This is a genomic window from Echinicola sp. 20G (assembly GCF_015533855.1).
In the GTDB taxonomy this organism is placed as follows: Bacteria; Bacteroidota; Bacteroidia; order Cytophagales; family Cyclobacteriaceae; genus Echinicola.
Genome location: NZ_AP024154.1, coordinates 2,924,090 through 2,942,733 on the forward strand (window position 1 = coordinate 2,924,090; position 18,644 = coordinate 2,942,733).

The window sequence follows — 18,644 nt, forward strand, 5'->3', positions numbered from 1 at the left end:
CAACGATTTAATTGAAATCAAGTTATCACTAAAATAATTCATTTCAAATGGCATTTGATATAGAAATGATCAAGGCAGTGTATGCGAAGTATCCTGAGCGTATTGCAGCTGCCAGGAAGGTGGTGGGTAAACCACTTACTTTAGCAGAGAAAATCCTTTACGCACACCTTTGGGAAGGGAACGCTACACAAAACTTTGAAAGAGGGAAGTCTTACGTGGATTTTGCTCCTGATAGAGTAGCAATGCAAGATGCTACTGCCCAGATGGCCTTGTTGCAGTTTATGCAGGCTGGAAAGGAAAAAGTGGCAGTACCTTCTACAGCGCATTGTGACCACTTAATTTTGGCGCAAAATGGAGCGAAAGAAGACTTGAAGAGCTCGCTTACTGCCAGCGGTGAAGTGTTTAACTTTTTGGAATCAGTTTCCAATAAATATGGCATTGGTTTCTGGAAACCTGGAGCAGGTATTATCCACCAAGTGGTTTTGGAAAATTATGCTTTTCCTGGAGGGATGATGATCGGGACTGATTCCCACACCGTAAATGCCGGCGGTCTAGGTATGGTGGCTATTGGTGTAGGTGGTGCGGATGCTGTAGATGTAATGGCTGGAATGGCTTGGGAATTGAAATTCCCTAAATTGATTGGTGTGAAGCTTACCGGCAAAATGAACGGCTGGACTTCTGCCAAAGATGTGATTTTGAAAGTAGCTGGAATCCTTACCGTAAAAGGGGGGACTGGCTGCATCGTTGAATATTTTGGTGAAGGTGCCCAGTCACTTTCAGCAACAGGTAAAGGTACTATTTGTAACATGGGGGCTGAAATTGGAGCTACAACTTCCACTTTTGGTTATGATGAGTCAATGGCACGTTACCTAAGAGCAACTGACCGTGCGGATGTTGCGGATTTGGCCAATGAGGTGAAGGAACACTTGACAGGTGATGATGAAGTTTATGCCAATCCAGAGCAATATTTTGATCAGGTAATTGAAATTGATCTTTCTACCCTTGAGCCACATATCAATGGGCCATTTACACCTGATAGAGCTACTCCAGTTTCTCAAATTAGAGCTGAAGCAGAGAAAAATGGCTGGCCAACGAAAGTAGAGTGGGGCTTGATCGGTTCGTGTACCAATTCTTCCTATGAAGATTTGTCTAGAGCATCTTCAATTGCTCAGCAAGCTGTAGATAAAAAATTGAAAACCAAAGCTGATTTTGGGATTAACCCAGGTTCTGAGCAAGTAAGGTTTACTGCTGATAGAGATGGTTTATTAAAGATTTTCGAAGATCTTGACGCTACCATCTTTACCAATGCTTGCGGCCCTTGTATAGGTCAATGGGCTAGAACTGGAGCTGACAAGCAAGAGAAGAATACCATTGTTCACTCTTTCAACAGAAACTTCTCTAAGCGTGCTGATGGTAACCCTAATACCCATGCTTTTGTGACTTCTCCTGAAATGGTTGCTGCGATTGCCATCTCTGGTGATTTAGGTTTCAACCCACTTACGGATAAATTGGTTAATGCGGAAGGTGAGGAAGTGACTTTAGATCCACCAAAAGGTGATGAGCTTCCAGAGAAAGGATTTGCTGTAGAAGATAATGGCTATCAGGCTCCTGCAGAGGATGGTAGTGATGTGGTTGTAAAAGTAAATCCTGAATCTAAGAGACTCCAGTTGTTGGAGCCTTTTGCTCCTTGGAATGGACAGAACATCACGGGTGCAAAACTTTTGATCAAGGCTTTTGGCAAGTGTACTACTGATCATATTTCAATGGCTGGTCCGTGGTTGAGGTTTAGAGGTCATTTGGATAATATTTCTGATAACTGCTTGATTGGTGCAGTAAATGCATTCAATGAGGAAACCAACAGTGTGAAGAGTCAATTGACTGGCGAATATGGTCCGGTTCCTGCTACTCAAAGGGCTTACAAAGCAGCAGGTGTACCAACTATCGTAGTAGGTGACCATAACTATGGTGAAGGTTCTTCCAGAGAGCATGCTGCCATGGAGCCAAGACACCTTGGTGTGAAAGCTGTGTTAGTGAAGTCATTTGCTAGAATTCACGAAACCAACTTGAAGAAGCAAGGTATGTTGGCATTGACATTTGCCAATGAGGCCGACTATGATAAGGTAAAAGAAGATGATACCATCAACTTCTTGGATCTGGATCAGTTTGCTCCTGATAAGCCGCTTAATTTGGAGTTTGTCCATGCGGATGGTTCTAAAGATGTTATTGTTGCTAATCACAGTTACAATGATGCCCAGATTGGTTGGTTTAAGGCTGGCTCGGCGTTGAACTTGATCAAAGCACAACAAAAGGGCTGATAGATTTTATTAATGATATTAAAAAGGCTTACCGATTTATTCGGTAAGCCTTTTTTTATTTTAAAAGTTAATCGATTTAGCTTTTGCTATATTGAATATTCTAAATTTTTGATGAATTGTTATTTTTAAATTAAATGTTTGATTAATTATATAATATATTATATTTCAGTAATAGTTTTGATTTATTCCAAAGTTTCACCTATTTTAAAGCGATTTATTGTAATTTCAAAAATGATAAGAAATTGAACAATCTCTTTAAGACCGTAACGGACCAGTCCTCTGAGATGGTGTTTTTTGTTGAAAAGGTTTTTCCTCATGCCATTGTTTATGGAAACAAGGCTTTTCAAGATGAAATAGGTAGGTTACTTTCTGATAAAAGTCTTAGGGGGTTAGGGGTAGATATAAATACCATGTTGTTTCAAGAAGAGAATATTGTAGGTTATAACAACGATTATTATTCATTCATTGTTGAAGGTTCCCAAACAGGAATCGATTACTATTTATTTCAGAAGGGGAGTAAAGTTATTCTTCCTGGTAGTGAAGATTCTTTAGATATTTTCAATAAACAGTTGAAAGCTGAAGAGAATTTTTTTAAGAATTTACTCGATAAAATACCTACAGCACTTTTCCAAATGGTTATGGATGACAGGGGGAAGATGAGTTTTAAATACTTCAGTGAGAGCCGGAAGGGAATGTTTGATGTGTATGGAAAAGATAAGGATCATTTTAAAAGCATAGATTTTTTATTGAGTAGGGTTCACCCAGATGATATTGGGATGGTTTTGAAGACTATTGTTTATAGTACCAGATCCATGTCGCACTGGAGATGTGAATTCCGGATAATTATCAATCCTGATGAGGGGCCTCGATGGGTAATTGGTGTGGCTTCACCTGAAAGTTTACCTTCAGGAATTAACTGGTATGGAAGCATAATTGATATTGCAGATATCAAAGAAAGAGAGTTAGCGTTGGAATCTGCTAAAAAGGCTGCAGAGGAGTCAAGTAGGACCAAGTCTGATTTTATTTCTATGATTACCCATGAAATCAGGACGCCTTTGAATGCAATCTCTGGTTCAGTCTATTCACTTTTTGGAGAGGAACATAGTAAGCTTCAAGAAGGGCCGTTAAATACAATCAATTTTGCGGTGGATAACCTGATTATTATGATCAATGACTTATTGGATTTCCAGAAGATAGAATCAGGTAAAATGTCCATTGAGTCTAAGCCTTTTAATGTTAAGCAACTCTTGGGACAAGTGGTGAATGGTTTGAAGTACCAAGCCCATGAATCCAAAAATCAAGTCAACTTGATTGTGTCCGATAGGTTGGATATTAAAGTTTTGGGAGATAAGGTAAGGTTGTCTCAAGTATTGAATAACCTTATGACCAATGCTCTGAAGTTTACCAATGAGGGAAGGGTGAATTTAACAGCCACTTTGGTGCAGGATACTGAAAATCAAGTTAGGGTTTATTTTGAGGTGAAAGATACAGGTATCGGTATAGCTAGGGAGGACTTCAAAAAGGTGTTCAATGAATTCGATCAGGTAAATCATAGTTTTGATGTAAAATATGGTGGAACTGGCCTGGGAATGCCGATTACCAAAAGGTTATTGGAAAACATGGGGAGCCAGATCCAGCTGGAATCAGAAGTAGGTGTAGGGAGTACTTTTTTCTTTGAAATTACCTTTGATAAGTATTTTGCAGAGAATAATATTGAGGTATATAAGCCAACTATAGTAGAGACGGAGACTCCATTGGAGAAAACCCTTGTCCTACTTGCTGAGGACAACGATGTGAATGCCATTGTCATCATGAAGATAATAAGAAGGTGGGGCTTTGAATGTGAACGGGTTTGTAATGGAGCAGAAGCGCTGAGAGCTGTTGACTTAAAAAGCTATGACATCATCTTGATGGATCTTCAAATGCCTGTGATGGACGGTTATGAGGCTGCAAGGCTAATAAAAGAAAAGACATCGATACCTATTATAGCCTTGACAGCTGCTTCAAAAAGCGAGCTTCAAAATAGAATGGAGGACAGGCTGATGGATAGCTTTATCTCTAAGCCAATAGATGCACTAGAACTACAGGGAAGGATCAAAGAATTGGTAAAGGCTCATAAAGTCTGAGCCAGTTCAAGGTATTGTTGAGTAAGTTTGATTGAAGGGTCTTTTTGGTGGACTTCTGATAAATATTTTTGGGCAAGCGTTTTGTTCTCTTTAAAATAATAATAAATGCCCTTATTTCTGAGAGCGTACAGGTTTTTACTGTTTTGCTTGAGGCTGAAGTTGATGTCTTCGATTCCTTTTTCCAACTCACCATTAAAGAGGTAATATAATCCACGATTATTGTAAAAGTAAGCTTGACCGGAATTGAGGTCGATGGCTTTTTGTACCCATGAGAGCGCAGTACTATAATTCCCGTTTTCAAAAGCGATTAATGACCTTAAGTTGTAAATATTGGCTTCGTTCGGGTTGATTTTTTCAGCGGTTTTTAGGTCTTCTTCTGCCATATGGTAGTCTTCCAGGTAATAGTATATGGTAGCTCTGTTGACATAAAGATCCGTTACTTTACTTTCCAGTTCAATCGCATTCTTAAAGGCGGCCAAGGCTTGTGAGTAATTGGTAAGTGCTTCTTGGGCTAAGCCTCTTATGAAATAGCCTTTGTAATTTTGGGGCGAGTTGGCAATAAGCCGATCTGCATCAGCGAGGGATTTGTAGTTTTCTCCATTGTCAAGATAAGTTAGAGCTCTCTGGTATCGGGCATCATAATTCGCTTGGTCGATTTCAAGTGCTTTTGAAAAGTCATTGATGGCTTGGTCCAGTTTGGCCATTCTAAGGTTTGAAATACCTCTATTATAAAAAGCATCAGCAAATTCTGGATCCAAGTCAATGGCCTCATTGTAAAAATCTATGGCTCCTTCGTAATCGTTTTCCAACATTTTATTGTTTCCTTTTAAAAGAAACCTGCCTTTTTTGTCTTCTATGGAGTCACAGGAAAAAAGAAAGATGACGATTAGAAATAGAGAAAACAATAATTGTTGTGAAGAATGAAGCTTGTTCATGATGCTGTTAAGGTATTCTATTGGGCGAGTAAAGTTAATGAAAGCTTTTTATTTAAATTACAAATAAAGCTGTTTTGAAGTATAGTGAAGTACTTCAAAACAAATCAGGGAGCTGAAGGATATATATAAAGAGGTTCTATTATAATTTAGTATTGATCCAAAATATATATGGTTTTCTTTGTTTTGGATAGAAGGCAGGGGGAACTTTCATGATTTTATTTTCTACATTGAATAATTAATTTTGAATTCTTAATCAAAAAGTGAAATGAGTAAAGTAAAGATTTTTCATAACCCAAGATGCGGTAAAAGCAGGAATTCACTGAAATTGCTTCAGGAGAAAATGCCAGAAGAACAAATAGAGATCATTAAATACCTGGAGACTCCTCCTTCTAAGACTGAGCTAAAAGCTGTGATTCAAATGTTAGGGATTTCCGCTGATCAATTGATTCGTAAGAATGAAAATGTATGGAAGGAAAATTTCAAAGGTAAAACGTTTGGAGAGGATGAATTGATTGATATTATGGTGGATAATCCCATCCTAATTGAGCGTCCTATAGTAATCAAAGAGCGTAAGGCAGTTCTCGGAAGGCCACCGGAAAATATATTGGAGATTTTATAAATTGTCTTTCCATTTGCGTTAAAGAGAACCCTTGTGAACAACCCTAGAAAGCATTGGATTATTGCCTCTTTTGTCATCAGTGTCCTGTTGCTTATACTGAAATTTTATTCCTACTATTTGACTCGGTCAAACGCGATATTGACAGATGCTCTGGAAAGTATTGTTAATGTGGTGGCTTCGGGCTTCGCCTTTTATAGTATCCATCTGAGCTCTATGCCTCGTGATCAAAATCACCCATATGGTCACGGGAAAATTGAGTTTTTTAGTGCTGGAATTGAAGGGATTTTGATTATTCTTGCGGGCTTTTTTATTATTTACCAATCCATTATTGGATTTATTTTTCCATCTGTATTAAGGTCTTTGCCATATGGGATGGCCTTGGTTGGTTTTTCAGGAGCAATTAATGGTTTTTTAGGTTACATGCTTTTTAAGAAAGGTAAAGAGCATAATAGCCTTACCTTGGAGGCTGATGGAAGGCATATTCTGACAGATGCTTTCAGTAGCTTTGTCCTTATCATCGGTGTGGGTATAATCTACTACACAGGTTTAGATGTGCTTGATGGTGTGTTTTCGATTCTGTTTGCGCTTTATATCATTTACAATGGTTATGGTTTGGTTAGAAAGTCTGTGGCAGGCTTAATGGATGAAAGAAACCCAACCTCAATGATAGCAATGGTCAAGGTGCTGAACAAGTATCGAAAGAATAACTGGATCGATATCCATAACATGAGGGTCCAACAATATGGTGCAGATAAACATATTGACCTGCATCTGACATTGCCATATTACTTTGAGCTAAGGGAGGTTCACGAGGAAGTAGAAAGAGTGGAGGAAGTATTGGAAAAAAACATGTTGGGGAATGTTGAGATTTTTGTTCATGCAGATCCTTGTTTGCCAGAAAAGTGCTGTCATTATTGCCAGGTGAAAGACTGTCCTGTGAGAAAGTATCCCAAATCACAAAAGATAAATTGGAATGTGAATAATATGTCCCAAAATCAAAAGCACTATCATGAGCTAAGCGAAAATATTAGAGGGAGGAAGCCTGTGTGATTTTGTTATTTGCTCTGTTGGGGTTAAAAGCTTTTGTTGAAGGTTTTGGTTTCCTTATAATTTTCTGTAAATATTTGATTTTTAGTGTTTTGGTTTTGTTTTCGTTTTTGGATTTTTGAGCTAAGTTTCTTAACTTATAGCATGAGCGATGAAAAAAAGTTTAAAGTGTTCCTGACTGCGTCTGCTTTTGTTTGGTTGGCAATAGTCATTTTAATTATTGTTTTGTAGTCAGAAGAAAGAGAGCTATTACTGTTTCTGCGTACCATGCAGCTAATGATTTTTTAAATGGATAGAATTTTTTGAAGAAAATAAAAGGGGTACAATATTCATTGTACCCCTTTTATTTTCTAATCTTCAGCAATTGATTTTAGTTTGCGTAACGCTTTGGGCCATGCGTCGTCAAAGTAATCTTTGTACTCCTCAACGGTATCCATTTCAACTAACAGTTCCGTGTTTCCATCGATATTTTTGAGTGTATAGTTTTCATGAACCCCTGCCCAGCTCTTTACTTTTTCACTTTCTAGGTCTTCTTTTCCATTGTCGTAAAACCCTAAATGTTCTATGGACATGTATTTATTGGGAATAGTTTTGGCAATTCTGCTGACCATACCTTGTCCATTTCCGTCCAAAAATAATACCTTGCTACCTTCTTTCCAGTCAGTTTCGGCACGGGAACCTTCACTGAAAACAGCAGTCCATGCTTGGTAAGACTTATCATCCCATAATGTTTCCCATACTTTTTCAGGAGAAGCGTTGATTTGAATTGTGAAAGTTGATTTTTCCATGTCTACTAAGGTTTGTAATCGTCGATTTACTAGTATTTCAGTTTATTTTCTGCATTGGAATAGCCAGTGATGTCCGAATTGGTCAGTGAGCCCACCAAAGAGAACACCCCAAAAATTTGCTTGAATGGGATGGAAAGATTTGGCACCAGAAGCTAATTTATCATAGTATTTAAACAGTTCATCTTCTTCTTTGGTGTCGATAAGGAGAGAGATGGAATTTCCTTTTTGAAGTCCAAATTCGTCTACCATGTCAGTTCCTATGAGGGTCAGCTTTTTGTTTTTTAAGGTAGCGTGAACAATTTTGTCCCTATAATTTTCTGGAAGTTTATTTGAAAGGGGAGATTCTCCCACTGTCTGTAAGCTCAAGGTTCCTCCAAAGCAGTTTTGATAGAATAACATGGCTTCTCTACAATTTCCATTGAATGTAAGGTAGCTAATGATTTGATTCATAACATTGAAATGATTGGAGTAAATAGTAGTGGTAAAGTTCAGAAATAACTCGGCCTTTATAGTGGTGTGAAGACGACGGACTTGAGGGTTGATTGCGACAAGCTTTCTAATTATCTTTAGTCATGAAAAAAGTATCCATACTTGTGCCGGAATCTTCAGTGATGGAAGCTATTGCTGATCCCCGGTATATGTTCACCGCAGCCAATCAATTTTTGATATCTTCAGGTAGAGCTCCTTTGTTTGAGGTGCAGCTGGTGGGGATCCAGAGAGAAATAAAGCTTGCAGAAGGCGTGTTTTCTGTGCATCCTGACAAACTTTTTAGCGATGTGCAAGAAACTGATGTAATCATTATTCCTGCGCTCTTTGGAAATATGAAACAGGCAGTTGAACTAAATGAAGCATTTATTCCTTGGATTTTGGATCAATATAGAAAAGGGGCTGAGATAGCTTCTTTATGCGTAGGGGCCTTTTTATTGGCAGCTACAGGCTTGTTGGAGGGAAAAAAATGTTCAACGCATTGGGCTTACTATAATGAGTTTAGAGAGACTTTTCCCAATGTGGAGGTGGTGGATGGGAGTATTATTACAGAGGAAAACAGGGTTTACTCTAGTGGAGGAGCTAATTCTTACTGGAATTTATTGTTGTACTTGTTGGAGAAATATACAGATAGAGGTACGGCTATTTTGGCAGCCAAATACTTTGCTATAGACATTGACAGGGAAAGCCAATCAGCATTTGCCATCTTCAATGGGCAGAAAGACCATCCTGACGAGGAGATAAAAAAGGCTCAAGAGTTTATAGAGAGCCACTACGATGAGAAGATCAGTGTAGATGATTTGGCAGGAATGGTAGCCATAAGTAGAAGAAGTTTTGAAAGGCGTTTCAAGCAAATGACAGGAAATACCGTGATAGAATACTTGCAGAGAGTGAAAATAGAAGCGGCTAAAAGAAGTTTTGAGTCGACGAGGAAAAATATTTCAGAAGTAATGTTTGATGTTGGATACACTGATACCAAAGCTTTTCGCAATGTCTTCAAAAAAGTAACCGGACTTACACCAATTGAGTACAGAAATAAGTACAATAAAGAAACTGTGCTATCTTAATTAAATGTTTTTTGAAAAATACTAAGTGATGCCTCAGGGTAATTTCCCTTAAAAGTGTCTATCAAATAGGGGAGGGATTTCTCAATTTGTTAAAGTTTATTTCCTAACCCCAAGAAACTATTTTCGTTGATAGAGAAATAGTTTTTAAAATTTACCTAAAACAAAATAGCCTGAATCGAAGTTGGCCAAGTGTCAATGTTGTTAAAAAGCTCAAATTTTAAGGGCTACTTTGTTAGTTTTGCCTTTTTGAAAAACAAAAACAGATGAAAAGAAGAAAAAAGACTTGTCGTTCGATAAGTTTTCAAGGAAAATTTTTGCTGCTCTTTTTGACCAGTTGTTTAGCCACTGCCAGTCTTTACGCCCAAGAGAAATTTACCATCAGGGGTAATATTGAAGATGCAAACAGTGGAGAAGGTCTGATAGGAGCCACAGTTTTTATCAAGGAATTAAGCACAGGAGGGACAAGTAACGTCTATGGCTTTTATTCCCTAACAGTTCCTGCAGGGGATTATACCTTGGTGTATAGTTTTGTGGGATATGAGTCAATTACAAAAGCCATAACCTTGGACAAAGATCAAACAATTGATGTGGAGTTAGGGTCAGGGGCAACAGAATTGGAGGAGGTAGTGGTCAATGCTGAGCCTGAAGATTCTAATGTCCGGTCCACGCAAATGAGTGTGAATAAACTGGATATGCGAGAAGTGGAAGCTATCCCTGTTATTTTTGGTGAAAAGGATATCATCAAGACCATACAACTACTTCCTGGTATAAAAGCCAGTGAAGGCGGCGGCGGCTTTTTTGTCCGTGGGGGGAGTGCAGATCAAAACCTGATCCTGTTGGATGAGGCTCCGGTGTATAACGCCTCACATTTATTGGGTTTTTTCTCCGTCTTTAATTCAGACGCAATAAAAGACCTTACGATTTACAAGGGCCATATCCCTTCTGAATATGGCGGAAGAGCCTCTTCTGTCCTTGATATCAAAATGAAAGAAGGAAATAACAAGAAGTTTGCGGCACAGGGAGGTATCGGTTTGATTTCAAGTCGAGCTACAATTGAGGCGCCGATTGTAAAAGATAAAGGGTCATTTGTGGTTTCTGGAAGAAGGACCTATGTGGACTTGTTTCTGAAATTGTCTAATGATGAGGAGGTCAAGAATTCCATTCTATATTTCTATGACTTGAATGCTAAGGCGAACTATAAACTGGGTGATAAAGACCGGATATTTGTATCAGGTTATTTTGGAAGGGATAATTTTGGTTATGGTGATCTGTTTGGATTTGATTGGGGAAACACCACCGCAACTGTACGCTGGAACCATCTTTTCAATGATCGATTGTTTTTGAATTCTACGGCCATGTTCTCAGATTACAATTATGAAGTAGAGATAATGGCAGAAGAGGAAGAAAATGAGAATAATGGATTTAAGGTGACTTCAGCCATAAGGGATTTTAGCGTCAAAGAGGATTTCGAATATTATATTAATCCTCAAAACACCTTGAAATTCGGTGCGAGTGCTATCAGACATAATTTTGTGCCAGGAGAGATTATTCCGCAAGGTGACTCCTATATCAATGAACAGAAGTTGCAACGTAAATACGCTTGGGAAACAGCAGCCTATATATCGGAAGATATAGAGTTTTCGCCGAGGTTCAACGTAAATGCAGGTCTGAGGTATTCTTGGTTCGCTCAGATTGGTCCTGGAGAAATTTATACTTATGATGAAGACGGGGATGTGATCGATACTGAAACTTACGGTGATGGGGAAATAGTAAAGTCCTATGGCGGTTTAGAACCCAGGCTGGGCTTAACATACCTCTTGAATGATGAAGTGTCTGTGAAGGCTTCATATGGTAGGAATCGCCAATATTTGCATTTGGTATCCAATAGCAATGCTGGTACCCCGATCGATTTATGGATTCCATCCAGTAATAATGTTCGTCCTCAAATAGCGGATCAGATCGCTTTGGGCTATTTCCGAAATTTCAATGATAATGCATATGAAAGTTCGGTAGAGGTGTATTACAAGGATATGAAAAACCAGGTGGATTACCGAACGGGTGCGGAGTTGGTTTTTAATGAGAATGTGGAATCGCAATTACTCTTTGGTGATGGTTGGTCCTACGGTGCTGAGTTTTTTGTGAGAAAAAACAAAGGAGACTTGACAGGCTGGATCAGTTACACCCTTTCGAAAACTGAACGCCAATTTGACGGGGTAGATTATGGAGAAGTATATCCTGCAAGTTGGGACAGGCCGCATGATTTGTCGATTGTAGGGATCTATCAATTAAACAAAAGGTGGAATTTGTCTGCCTCATTTGTCTATCGCTCTGGTGATGCAGTGACCTATCCGGTAGGGAAATACGAGGTGAAAGGTGAAGTGATCAATATGTACGATAAGAGAAACAACAACCGTCTCCCTGAATACCATAGGTTAGACTTGGGAGCAACGCTAAAACTTAAAAGTAATCAAAAGTTTGAATCGGATTTGAATTTCTCTGTTTATAACGCTTATGCTCGAAAGAATGCCTTTATGGTTACTTTCAGGGAAGATCGCGATGATCCTACCAAAACAGAAGCGGTGAAGTTTTCGCTATTCAGCATCTTACCATCAGTTACCTATAACTTTAGATTCAAATAATCATGAGAAGATATTTATATATAGTCGTTGTCATAGCACTTTCTTTGACAGGGTGTGAAGAGGTTATTGTAATAGATCTGGATAATGCTGAGCCGAGGGTGGTAATTGAAGGGATTATCACAGATCAGCCAGGCCCTTATACTGTTACTATTTCAGAATCGGTAGGTTTTTATGAGGATAATGTTTTTCCTGGAATCGAAGGTGCCTATATAGAAATTTCTGATGAGGAGGGAAATGTAGATGTGTTGGAAGAATTGGGAGATGGAGTGTATCAGACTACCAGTATTCAAGGGCAAAGAGGAGTGACCTATACGATAGAAGTTCAGTTGGATGGAGAAACCTATACCGCAGAAAGTACAATGCCTGAGGAGTTGGTAGAAATAGATTCATTGGGTTTTAGGTTTGAAGAAGAATCATTGCTTTACAAAGAAGGATATTATTTTCGGGCTTATTTTCAAGATCCGGCGGAATTGGGGGACTATTATAGTTTCAACGTTTATGTCAATGGTGAGGTGTATGTGTTTGACTTTGATGGGGAGTTGATTGAGGATGATAACTTTTGGCTTGGTGATGATAAATATACGAATGGCAATGCCCAAGATTATGATTTCCCTCATACTCTAAAAGAAGGGGATGAAATGTATGTGGAGTTAAGGCATCTGGACCGAAGTACCTATGATTATTACAGAACTTTGGTAGAAGTGATTGATGGGGGTGGAGTGGCTCCCTCCAATCCTTTGTCCAATTTCGGAGATACTGCTTTGGGATATTTTGCTGCTTTCTCAGTGACTTCCATTGAGGATTCGGTGGAATAGTATCAATGTTTATTTAAATGTATAAAAGAGCTATTACTGAGTTAGAATTCAGTAATAGCCCTTTTCTTATACCTGGTTTATTTTCTCTCTTCCACTTCATATATCAGCTCTTGGTAGCCGATTTTACCGTCCGGGCCAATGGCTTCAATGATCACCATGACCTGACCTGGAATGTCTGCATTATAGTAATTGACTTGGGCTTGTCCTGTAGAATCAGTTTTGACTTGGGCTTGCCAATGAATGACTGATCTTAAGTCTGGTTTTATCCAATCCTGAGTACTTAGGTTTTCATAGTTGGGGCGGTAAAATTCCCTTGTATGGGAAAAGGCAGGTACAGAGGTTTGTAGTAGTCCGTCTGGTTTTTGAACCCCGAAAATTCCTTTTCCTGCATGGGTGTAAATAGCAATTACACTTCCGGTCATAGGGGCTTCCATGGGGCTGGCCTGTGGGTAAACCTCCATAAAGAGAGAGGTGAAGTTTTTGGCAAACTTGATGAGCTCTACACTTTTAACCTCTGAAGGAGGGATGCTGGGGATAAGGTCATAATTATAGTTCATAACCGGAATGCCATCAATGACGACCAATGTCATTTCAGCCGAAAGAACCGATGCTCTAAGGTAACCACCTGGCCCATTTACCCTGTAAATTTTAACATCCTCTGGATAGTTGAAAAGCAGGATACTGTATAGGCCATAAGACCATTTTTCTTCTTTTTCTTGAATGTCTTGCCCTTCAATTACCCTATCCGGCTTACCGAAGCGTTTCATGACTTTCTCTCTCTCAGGGGTGAGTAAGTAATCCTCCACGGTAAATGTTTCAAGCTCCATTATATCAGTTGAAAGTTTGAAAGCAGCCTCAGCGGCACTCTTTTCTTGATGCTTTTCCACCAAAGCATAGCTAACACTGTCCAGACGTTCGATTGTTTGCTTTTGATCAAATGTGATTTCTGGGCTGAACTTCTTGTCCAGTGAAAAAGTGTAATTCTTCTTCTTTCCTGTTTTGTTGGCGCTTTGTATTAATACATCGATTTTTTCTCCATAAGCATCTTCCAAGTAAAAGTTAAAACGGCCAAGACTGTCTGTAGACTGGGTCTGAAAGGTGGTTTTTTCACCAAAGGTCATCAATGTGAGCGCTACATCTTCTTTTTTCTTCTTTGATGAAAATACGCCGCTTACCGATCCTGAAACATGAAGGGAGGGTTCAGCAGGGTAGACTAAAGAGTCCAAGTTCTGGTGATAGTGATAATTTCGCCAATCCTGTGTGATCATCAGGACGTCCAAGTCGTTGTAGTGATTAGGGCGGTCATGTTGAAAATAATATCCCGGTTTTTCGATGTGGCCTTTTAGGTCTCCGCTCAATAGCAATGAAGATAAAATATTTGTCCTCTTTTCCTGTATTTCCCCCATTAAGTCTCCATTGATGGCTAAAACTGAAATATTCGCTTCTATAGGGATGTCGTTCGAATCTTTGATTTGGATGTTGACAGTTGTTTTTTCTCTTTGAGTATATAATGGCTGATTGGAAGAGGCCTGTATTGTCAGTCTGTTCTCTAGGCGTTCATTGAAGAAAAGTCTCTCTGCAACAGGCTGCCGATGATGGTCTAATAGGGTGAAAGAAATGATGCCTTCCGGCAAGCTGTTAGTCGGTAGCGTGGTGAGGGCTTTTCCTTGTTTCAGCCTTCCTTTTATCCAGTAATAGGGAATACCCCTGCTGGTAACTTTAATGAAGATGCTGTCATTATGTGCGGGTATGGCGGATTGAATTAACCGAATGTTATTTCCCGCCTTAAATACAGCCAAGTTGTAACCTTTAGGTTGGACTACAGGAAGTGGGTATTGGTAGGTTACAGAGGAATCTCCAGAAGGATATATTTCAGCAAAATATTGATGGGCGCTGTCCGCTAAAAAGACAAAGGAACCCATGCCCAAATCATTGCTTTTTAAAGTGGTGATTTGCTTTCCGCTTCCATCGATTACCCGACCTTCTATTTGTTTGCCTGATCCAAGGTAATCCAAAGCCTTAAAACCCACCCTTGAAGTCAGCCCATGGACAAGCTCTCCACTTTCCGGAAAAAACTGGAAATCCAAAGCCTCTTCATCCAAGGCTATCGTTTTGGAGTACTGAGCCCCGTTTTCGGTTTCCATATTCAATGTTGCTAATGTGCTATTTGCTGGAATCAAATAATTAATTACATATAGACCTTCTTTGTTTTTTTTCAGAGTGAGAGAATCTTTTTTGCCATCCAGATTGAGGGAGATACTTAGTTTCTTTTGATGAAGGCTGTCTATCTGTAAAGGGTTAAAGTTAGCACTAAGCCAAAACTGACCAGGTGATTTTTCTAAAAGAGAAACTTGACTGATTGGGGAGGCTGTATCTTCTTTGGAAGAAGGAAACACATCGGTATAGGCTTTGAAAATATAATCCGTACCAAAATTGCTGTCCCACTGCGTGTAAGCCCTGATTAAATAGCGGCCGGGTAGATAGTTACGGTTTAGGTCAAAGAAACCTTCCCCGATGCCATTTTGGAGTTTGATTAACTTTTCATCCTTTACTTGGAGGTCGCTGCCTATTATTTCTGCGTGAAGGACTCCACTGAGCAGGGTAGGTCGGTTGCTGGCGGCATTAGCTACGATTGCCTTAAACCATATTGTTTGGTCATGCGTGTAGATTTTACTGTCAAGCTGGAGGTAAACTTTTTCAGCCAAAGCATTGGTGGATTCAATGATGGGGCTTTGTGCCTGGACGTTGTTTGCCAAAAGGCTAAGGACCAAAAATAGAAGTAACTTGTTGCCTTTGCGTCTTTGGAAGCAAGGCCAATAAAAATTGTTCATTCAGGAAGATTTTTAAAAACACAAGTTAATAAAAATCAAACTTCCAGACTCTAGAATTAAAAAAGCTGAATTTTAAGCATAAAAAAAGCCATGAAACAAAATCCCATAGCTTTAGTCAATTAACAATAAACCCAAAATAACCTGCTGTAGGGGAAGGACTCGAACCTCCACGGGGTAGTTAGGCAAAACACGAGCTCCATGTTTGCTTTTTCCATTGACCCCCACCCCCGAGACAGGAGGGCTTGTCTGCCAATTTCAACACCCTACAGTGTGTATAAACAATCTTCTAAATTCCTTATCAACGCTTGTGCGAATTAAAGGAAAAGACCTTTTGTCTTTGTTTATGATTCAAAGTTAAATAACTTATTTTATTATTCAAATAAATTCAACAAAAATATTAAAAGTTTGCGTTATTTTTAATATTTATAGTTTTTTATTATAAATTATATAATTAGTGCTTGTTTGAAAACCTTTGGGAATTGTCAAATCGTTAATGAAGGTTTTATGTGAAATGAGTAGAAAGTAAAAAAGCTATGAAACAATATTTCATAGCTTTAGTCAATTAACAATAAACCCAAAATAACCTGCTGCAGGGAAAGGATTCGAACCTTTCATAGGTAAAAAGTGAACTTATCTCATTCTTTACACTTCCAGAATACTTTTCAGCATCCTACAGTTTTGTTTGAAATCTCATTTGATTTCCTTATTGATATAAAACTAATACAATGATTTTAAAATTCAAATTTTCTAATAAAAATATTTAAAAATTATTTATTGGTTAATAATTTGTCTTTGTATTTATTGATTCAATAATTATAAACTAAAAGTTGAAAATAAGGTTTCTATTCCAATTAGATTGTATGAAATAAAAAAGGGGACTTCGAGCCCCCCTTTGATTATATTAACCCAGCCCTCTTTAACAGGGCTTCTGGTTTGGGTTCTCTACCCCTAAACCTTTTGTATAAAATGGAAGGGTGGACTTTCCCTCCTGAAGAGAGTACATGATCTTTAAAAGCTTTGGCAGTAACTGGGTCAAAAATCCCGTTTTCCAAGAACATTTCGAAAGCATCCGCATCCAACACTTCCGCCCATTTGTAACTATAATACCCAGCAGCATAACCTCCTTGGAAAATATGGGAGAAAGAAGTGGACATTAACGTGCCTTCTACAGCGGGGAGCAATTCAGTAGGTCTCATGGCTGCTTTTTCAAAATCAAATAGAGATTGAACTTCAGCAGGATTAGTACTGTAGTAAGCCATGTCCAGTAAACCAAAACTTACCTGTCTTAAGGTTTGATAGCCTTGGTGGAAATTAGCAGCCTTCTTGATTCTTTCAATTAGTTCTTCAGGGATCTTTTCTCCTGTTTGATAATGTTTAGCAAATAAATCCAAGCACTCTTTCTCATAGCACCAGTTCTCGAAAATTTGAGAAGGGAGCTCTACAAAATCCCAATAGACACTTGTGCCGGAAAGCGATTCATAGGTTCCATTAGCTAGCATCCCATGCAATGCGTGGCCAAACTCATGGAATAGTGTGGTCACTTCATTAAAGGTAAGTAGGGAAGGAGTGCTTACGGTAGGTTTGGTGAAATTACAAACAATAGATATATGAGGTCGGTGATCAACATTGCCTTCTTTGAATTGTCCTTGATAGACGGTCATCCACGCACCGTTTCTTTTTCCAGCCCTTGGGAAAAAATCAGCATAGAATACAGCAACATGTTTTCCAGAGGTATCTTTTACTTCATAGGCAGTCACTTCAGGATGATAGACAGGGATATCTTCGTTTTTGATAAACTGCAATCCATACAGTTTTCCAGCTGTAAGGAATACGCCTTGAATGGTGTTTTCAAGCTCAAAGTAAGGCTTGGTTAGCTCATCATCTACTTCAAATTTGGCTTTTTTTAGTTTTTCGGAGTAATAACCAAAGTCCCATTTTTGAAGCGTCTCAGGGCCATCAATACTTTGGGCAAACTTGGTCAGTTCTTCCAGCTCTTCTTGGGCTTTTGGCTTGGCTTTTTCCAAAAGGTCTTTTAGAAAAGAACTTACCTCTGGAGCACTTTTGGCCATTCTTTCTTCAAGGACAAAGTCAGCATAACTTTTATAGCCCAAAAGATTAGCTCTCTGATTCTTTAAAACCAAAATTTCTTTGATGATTTCCTGGTTGTCCAGTTCATCACCTTTACATGATTTGGTGTTATAAGCCTTAAATATTTCTTCACGGAGTTCTCGGTTATCGGCATAGGTCATAAAAGGCACATAGCTAGGAAATGCCAAAGTGAAAATCCATTTGCCTTCTTTTCCTTTTTCAATTGCAGTTTGAGCTGCAGCTTCTTTGATGGAGTCAGGAAGCCCGGCCAGTTTTGCCTCATCTTCTACAACCAATTCATATTTATTGGTTTCAGCCAACACATTTTCTCCAAAGGCCAACCCTTTTTGGGAAAGCTCTTTATCAATCTCACGGAGCTTGGCTTTATCCTCTTCAGAAAGGTTGGCACCGTTTCTTACAAAGGATTTATATGTTTTGTCCAACAATGTCTCTTGCTCTTCGTTCAGATCAAGGCTTCCTTTTTGTTGATAAACAGTGTCTACCAAGTCAAAAAGCTCCTTATCCAGCAATATGTCGTTGCCATGAGCAGTAAGCAAAGGAGAGATTTCCCTTGCCAGTTTTTGGATTTCATCATTGGTTTCAGCAGCATTTAAATTGAAGAATATGCTGGAGATGATGCCTAGTTTTTTGCCTGAATTATCCAATGCTTCTATAACTGAGGAAAAATTGGGGGAGGTGGTGGCCTTAATACTCTCTATTTCAGACTTGGCCTCTTGGATGGCCTCCTGGACAGCAGGTAAAAAGTGTTCGTTCTTAATTTTATCAAATGGAGCCGTTTCGAATGGCGTATTAAATTTTTCCAATAATGGATTCATATTAAAGTATTCTTGTTTTGAGTTCAATGCATGTACGAAAATAGGTCGGTAA

12 protein-coding genes are annotated in these 18,644 nt (G+C 38.9%); 7 read left to right on the top strand and 5 right to left on the bottom strand.

Going from position 1 to position 18,644, the window contains the following annotated elements; all coding sequences use genetic code 11:
* The first annotated feature begins 47 nt into the window (after positions 1-47).
* Both JL001_RS12280 and JL001_RS12285 read left to right on the top strand, forming a co-directional pair.
* Complete coding sequence (locus tag JL001_RS12280) at positions 48-2,315, top strand: aconitate hydratase (protein WP_200976356.1); 2,268 nt, start codon at positions 48-50, stop codon at positions 2,313-2,315.
* A 242-nt stretch (positions 2,316-2,557) separates the two neighbouring features.
* The gene (locus tag JL001_RS12285; protein ID WP_236252792.1) at positions 2,558-4,441 is read left to right on the top strand and encodes an ATP-binding protein; all 1,884 of its coding nucleotides are present in this window, start codon (positions 2,558-2,560) and stop codon (positions 4,439-4,441) included.
* Here JL001_RS12285 and JL001_RS12290 read toward each other — a convergent pair.
* Positions 4,429-5,376: a lipopolysaccharide assembly protein LapB gene (locus tag JL001_RS12290; protein ID WP_200976357.1), complete on the bottom strand. Its 948-nt coding sequence runs from the start codon at positions 5,374-5,376 to the stop codon at positions 4,429-4,431. The genes JL001_RS12285 and JL001_RS12290 overlap by 13 nt on opposite strands.
* 265 nt (positions 5,377-5,641) lie before the next feature.
* On the opposite strand from JL001_RS12290, the gene arsC reads away from it, so the two are divergent.
* Both arsC and JL001_RS12300 read left to right on the top strand, forming a co-directional pair.
* Positions 5,642-5,995 (top strand): arsenate reductase (glutaredoxin), encoded by a 354-nt coding sequence (gene arsC, locus JL001_RS12295; RefSeq protein ID WP_200976358.1) that lies wholly within the window; start codon positions 5,642-5,644, stop codon positions 5,993-5,995.
* Between the two features lie 33 nt (positions 5,996-6,028).
* Positions 6,029-7,045: a cation diffusion facilitator family transporter gene (locus tag JL001_RS12300; RefSeq protein WP_200976359.1), complete on the top strand. Its 1,017-nt coding sequence runs from the start codon at positions 6,029-6,031 to the stop codon at positions 7,043-7,045.
* 347 nt (positions 7,046-7,392) lie between these two features.
* Here JL001_RS12300 and JL001_RS12305 read toward each other — a convergent pair whose 3' ends face one another.
* Positions 7,393-7,830 (bottom strand): SRPBCC domain-containing protein, encoded by a 438-nt coding sequence (locus JL001_RS12305; protein ID WP_200976360.1) that lies wholly within the window; start codon positions 7,828-7,830, stop codon positions 7,393-7,395.
* A 42-nt stretch (positions 7,831-7,872) separates the two neighbouring features.
* The gene (locus tag JL001_RS12310) at positions 7,873-8,280 is read right to left on the bottom strand and encodes a VOC family protein (protein ID WP_200976361.1); all 408 of its coding nucleotides are present in this window, start codon (positions 8,278-8,280) and stop codon (positions 7,873-7,875) included.
* Between the two features lie 122 nt (positions 8,281-8,402).
* Here JL001_RS12310 and JL001_RS12315 point away from each other — a divergent pair, with 122 nt between their 5' ends.
* The 3 genes from JL001_RS12315 (at position 8,403) to JL001_RS12325 (ending at position 12,837) form a co-directional block, all read left to right on the top strand.
* Positions 8,403-9,383 carry a GlxA family transcriptional regulator gene (locus JL001_RS12315; RefSeq protein ID WP_200976362.1) on the top strand — a complete coding sequence of 327 codons (981 nt, stop codon included), beginning with the start codon at positions 8,403-8,405 and terminating at the stop codon, positions 9,381-9,383.
* Between the two features lie 263 nt (positions 9,384-9,646).
* The gene (locus JL001_RS12320) at positions 9,647-12,022 is read left to right on the top strand and encodes a TonB-dependent receptor (RefSeq protein ID WP_200976363.1); all 2,376 of its coding nucleotides are present in this window, start codon (positions 9,647-9,649) and stop codon (positions 12,020-12,022) included.
* A gap of 2 nt (positions 12,023-12,024) precedes the next feature.
* A complete protein-coding gene (locus JL001_RS12325; RefSeq protein ID WP_200976364.1) occupies positions 12,025-12,837 on the top strand; it encodes a DUF4249 domain-containing protein in 813 nt (270 codons plus the stop codon).
* Positions 12,838-12,914: 77 nt separating this feature from the next.
* On the opposite strand, the gene JL001_RS12330 is transcribed toward JL001_RS12325, so the two are convergent.
* Both JL001_RS12330 and JL001_RS12335 read right to left on the bottom strand, forming a co-directional pair.
* Entirely contained in the window at positions 12,915-15,668 is a 2,754-nt protein-coding gene (locus JL001_RS12330; protein ID WP_200976365.1) for a hypothetical protein, read from the bottom strand.
* Positions 15,669-16,564: 896 nt separating this feature from the next.
* Positions 16,565-18,592, bottom strand: coding sequence for a M3 family metallopeptidase (locus JL001_RS12335; RefSeq protein WP_200976366.1), 2,028 nt, complete (start codon positions 18,590-18,592; stop codon positions 16,565-16,567).
* Positions 18,593-18,644: the final 52 nt, after the last annotated feature.

Bases quoted from the DNA above. Each gene is read 5' to 3' on its own strand.
- arsC (WP_200976358.1), top strand. From the start codon at position 5,642: ATGAGTAAAGTAAAGATTTTTCATAACCCAAGATGCGGTAAAAGCAGG.
- JL001_RS12315 (WP_200976362.1), top strand. From the start codon at position 8,403: ATGAAAAAAGTATCCATACTTGTGCCGGAATCTTCAGTGATGGAAGCT.
- JL001_RS12320 (WP_200976363.1), top strand. From the start codon at position 9,647: ATGAAAAGAAGAAAAAAGACTTGTCGTTCGATAAGTTTTCAAGGAAAA.
- JL001_RS12305 (WP_200976360.1), bottom strand. From the start codon at position 7,830: ATGGAAAAATCAACTTTCACAATTCAAATCAACGCTTCTCCTGAAAAA.
- JL001_RS12280 (WP_200976356.1), top strand. From the start codon at position 48: ATGGCATTTGATATAGAAATGATCAAGGCAGTGTATGCGAAGTATCCT.
- JL001_RS12325 (WP_200976364.1), top strand. From the start codon at position 12,025: ATGAGAAGATATTTATATATAGTCGTTGTCATAGCACTTTCTTTGACA.
- JL001_RS12290 (WP_200976357.1), bottom strand. From the start codon at position 5,376: ATGAACAAGCTTCATTCTTCACAACAATTATTGTTTTCTCTATTTCTA.
- JL001_RS12330 (WP_200976365.1), bottom strand. From the start codon at position 15,668: ATGAACAATTTTTATTGGCCTTGCTTCCAAAGACGCAAAGGCAACAAG.
- JL001_RS12335 (WP_200976366.1), bottom strand. From the start codon at position 18,592: ATGAATCCATTATTGGAAAAATTTAATACGCCATTCGAAACGGCTCCA.
- JL001_RS12310 (WP_200976361.1), bottom strand. From the start codon at position 8,280: ATGAATCAAATCATTAGCTACCTTACATTCAATGGAAATTGTAGAGAA.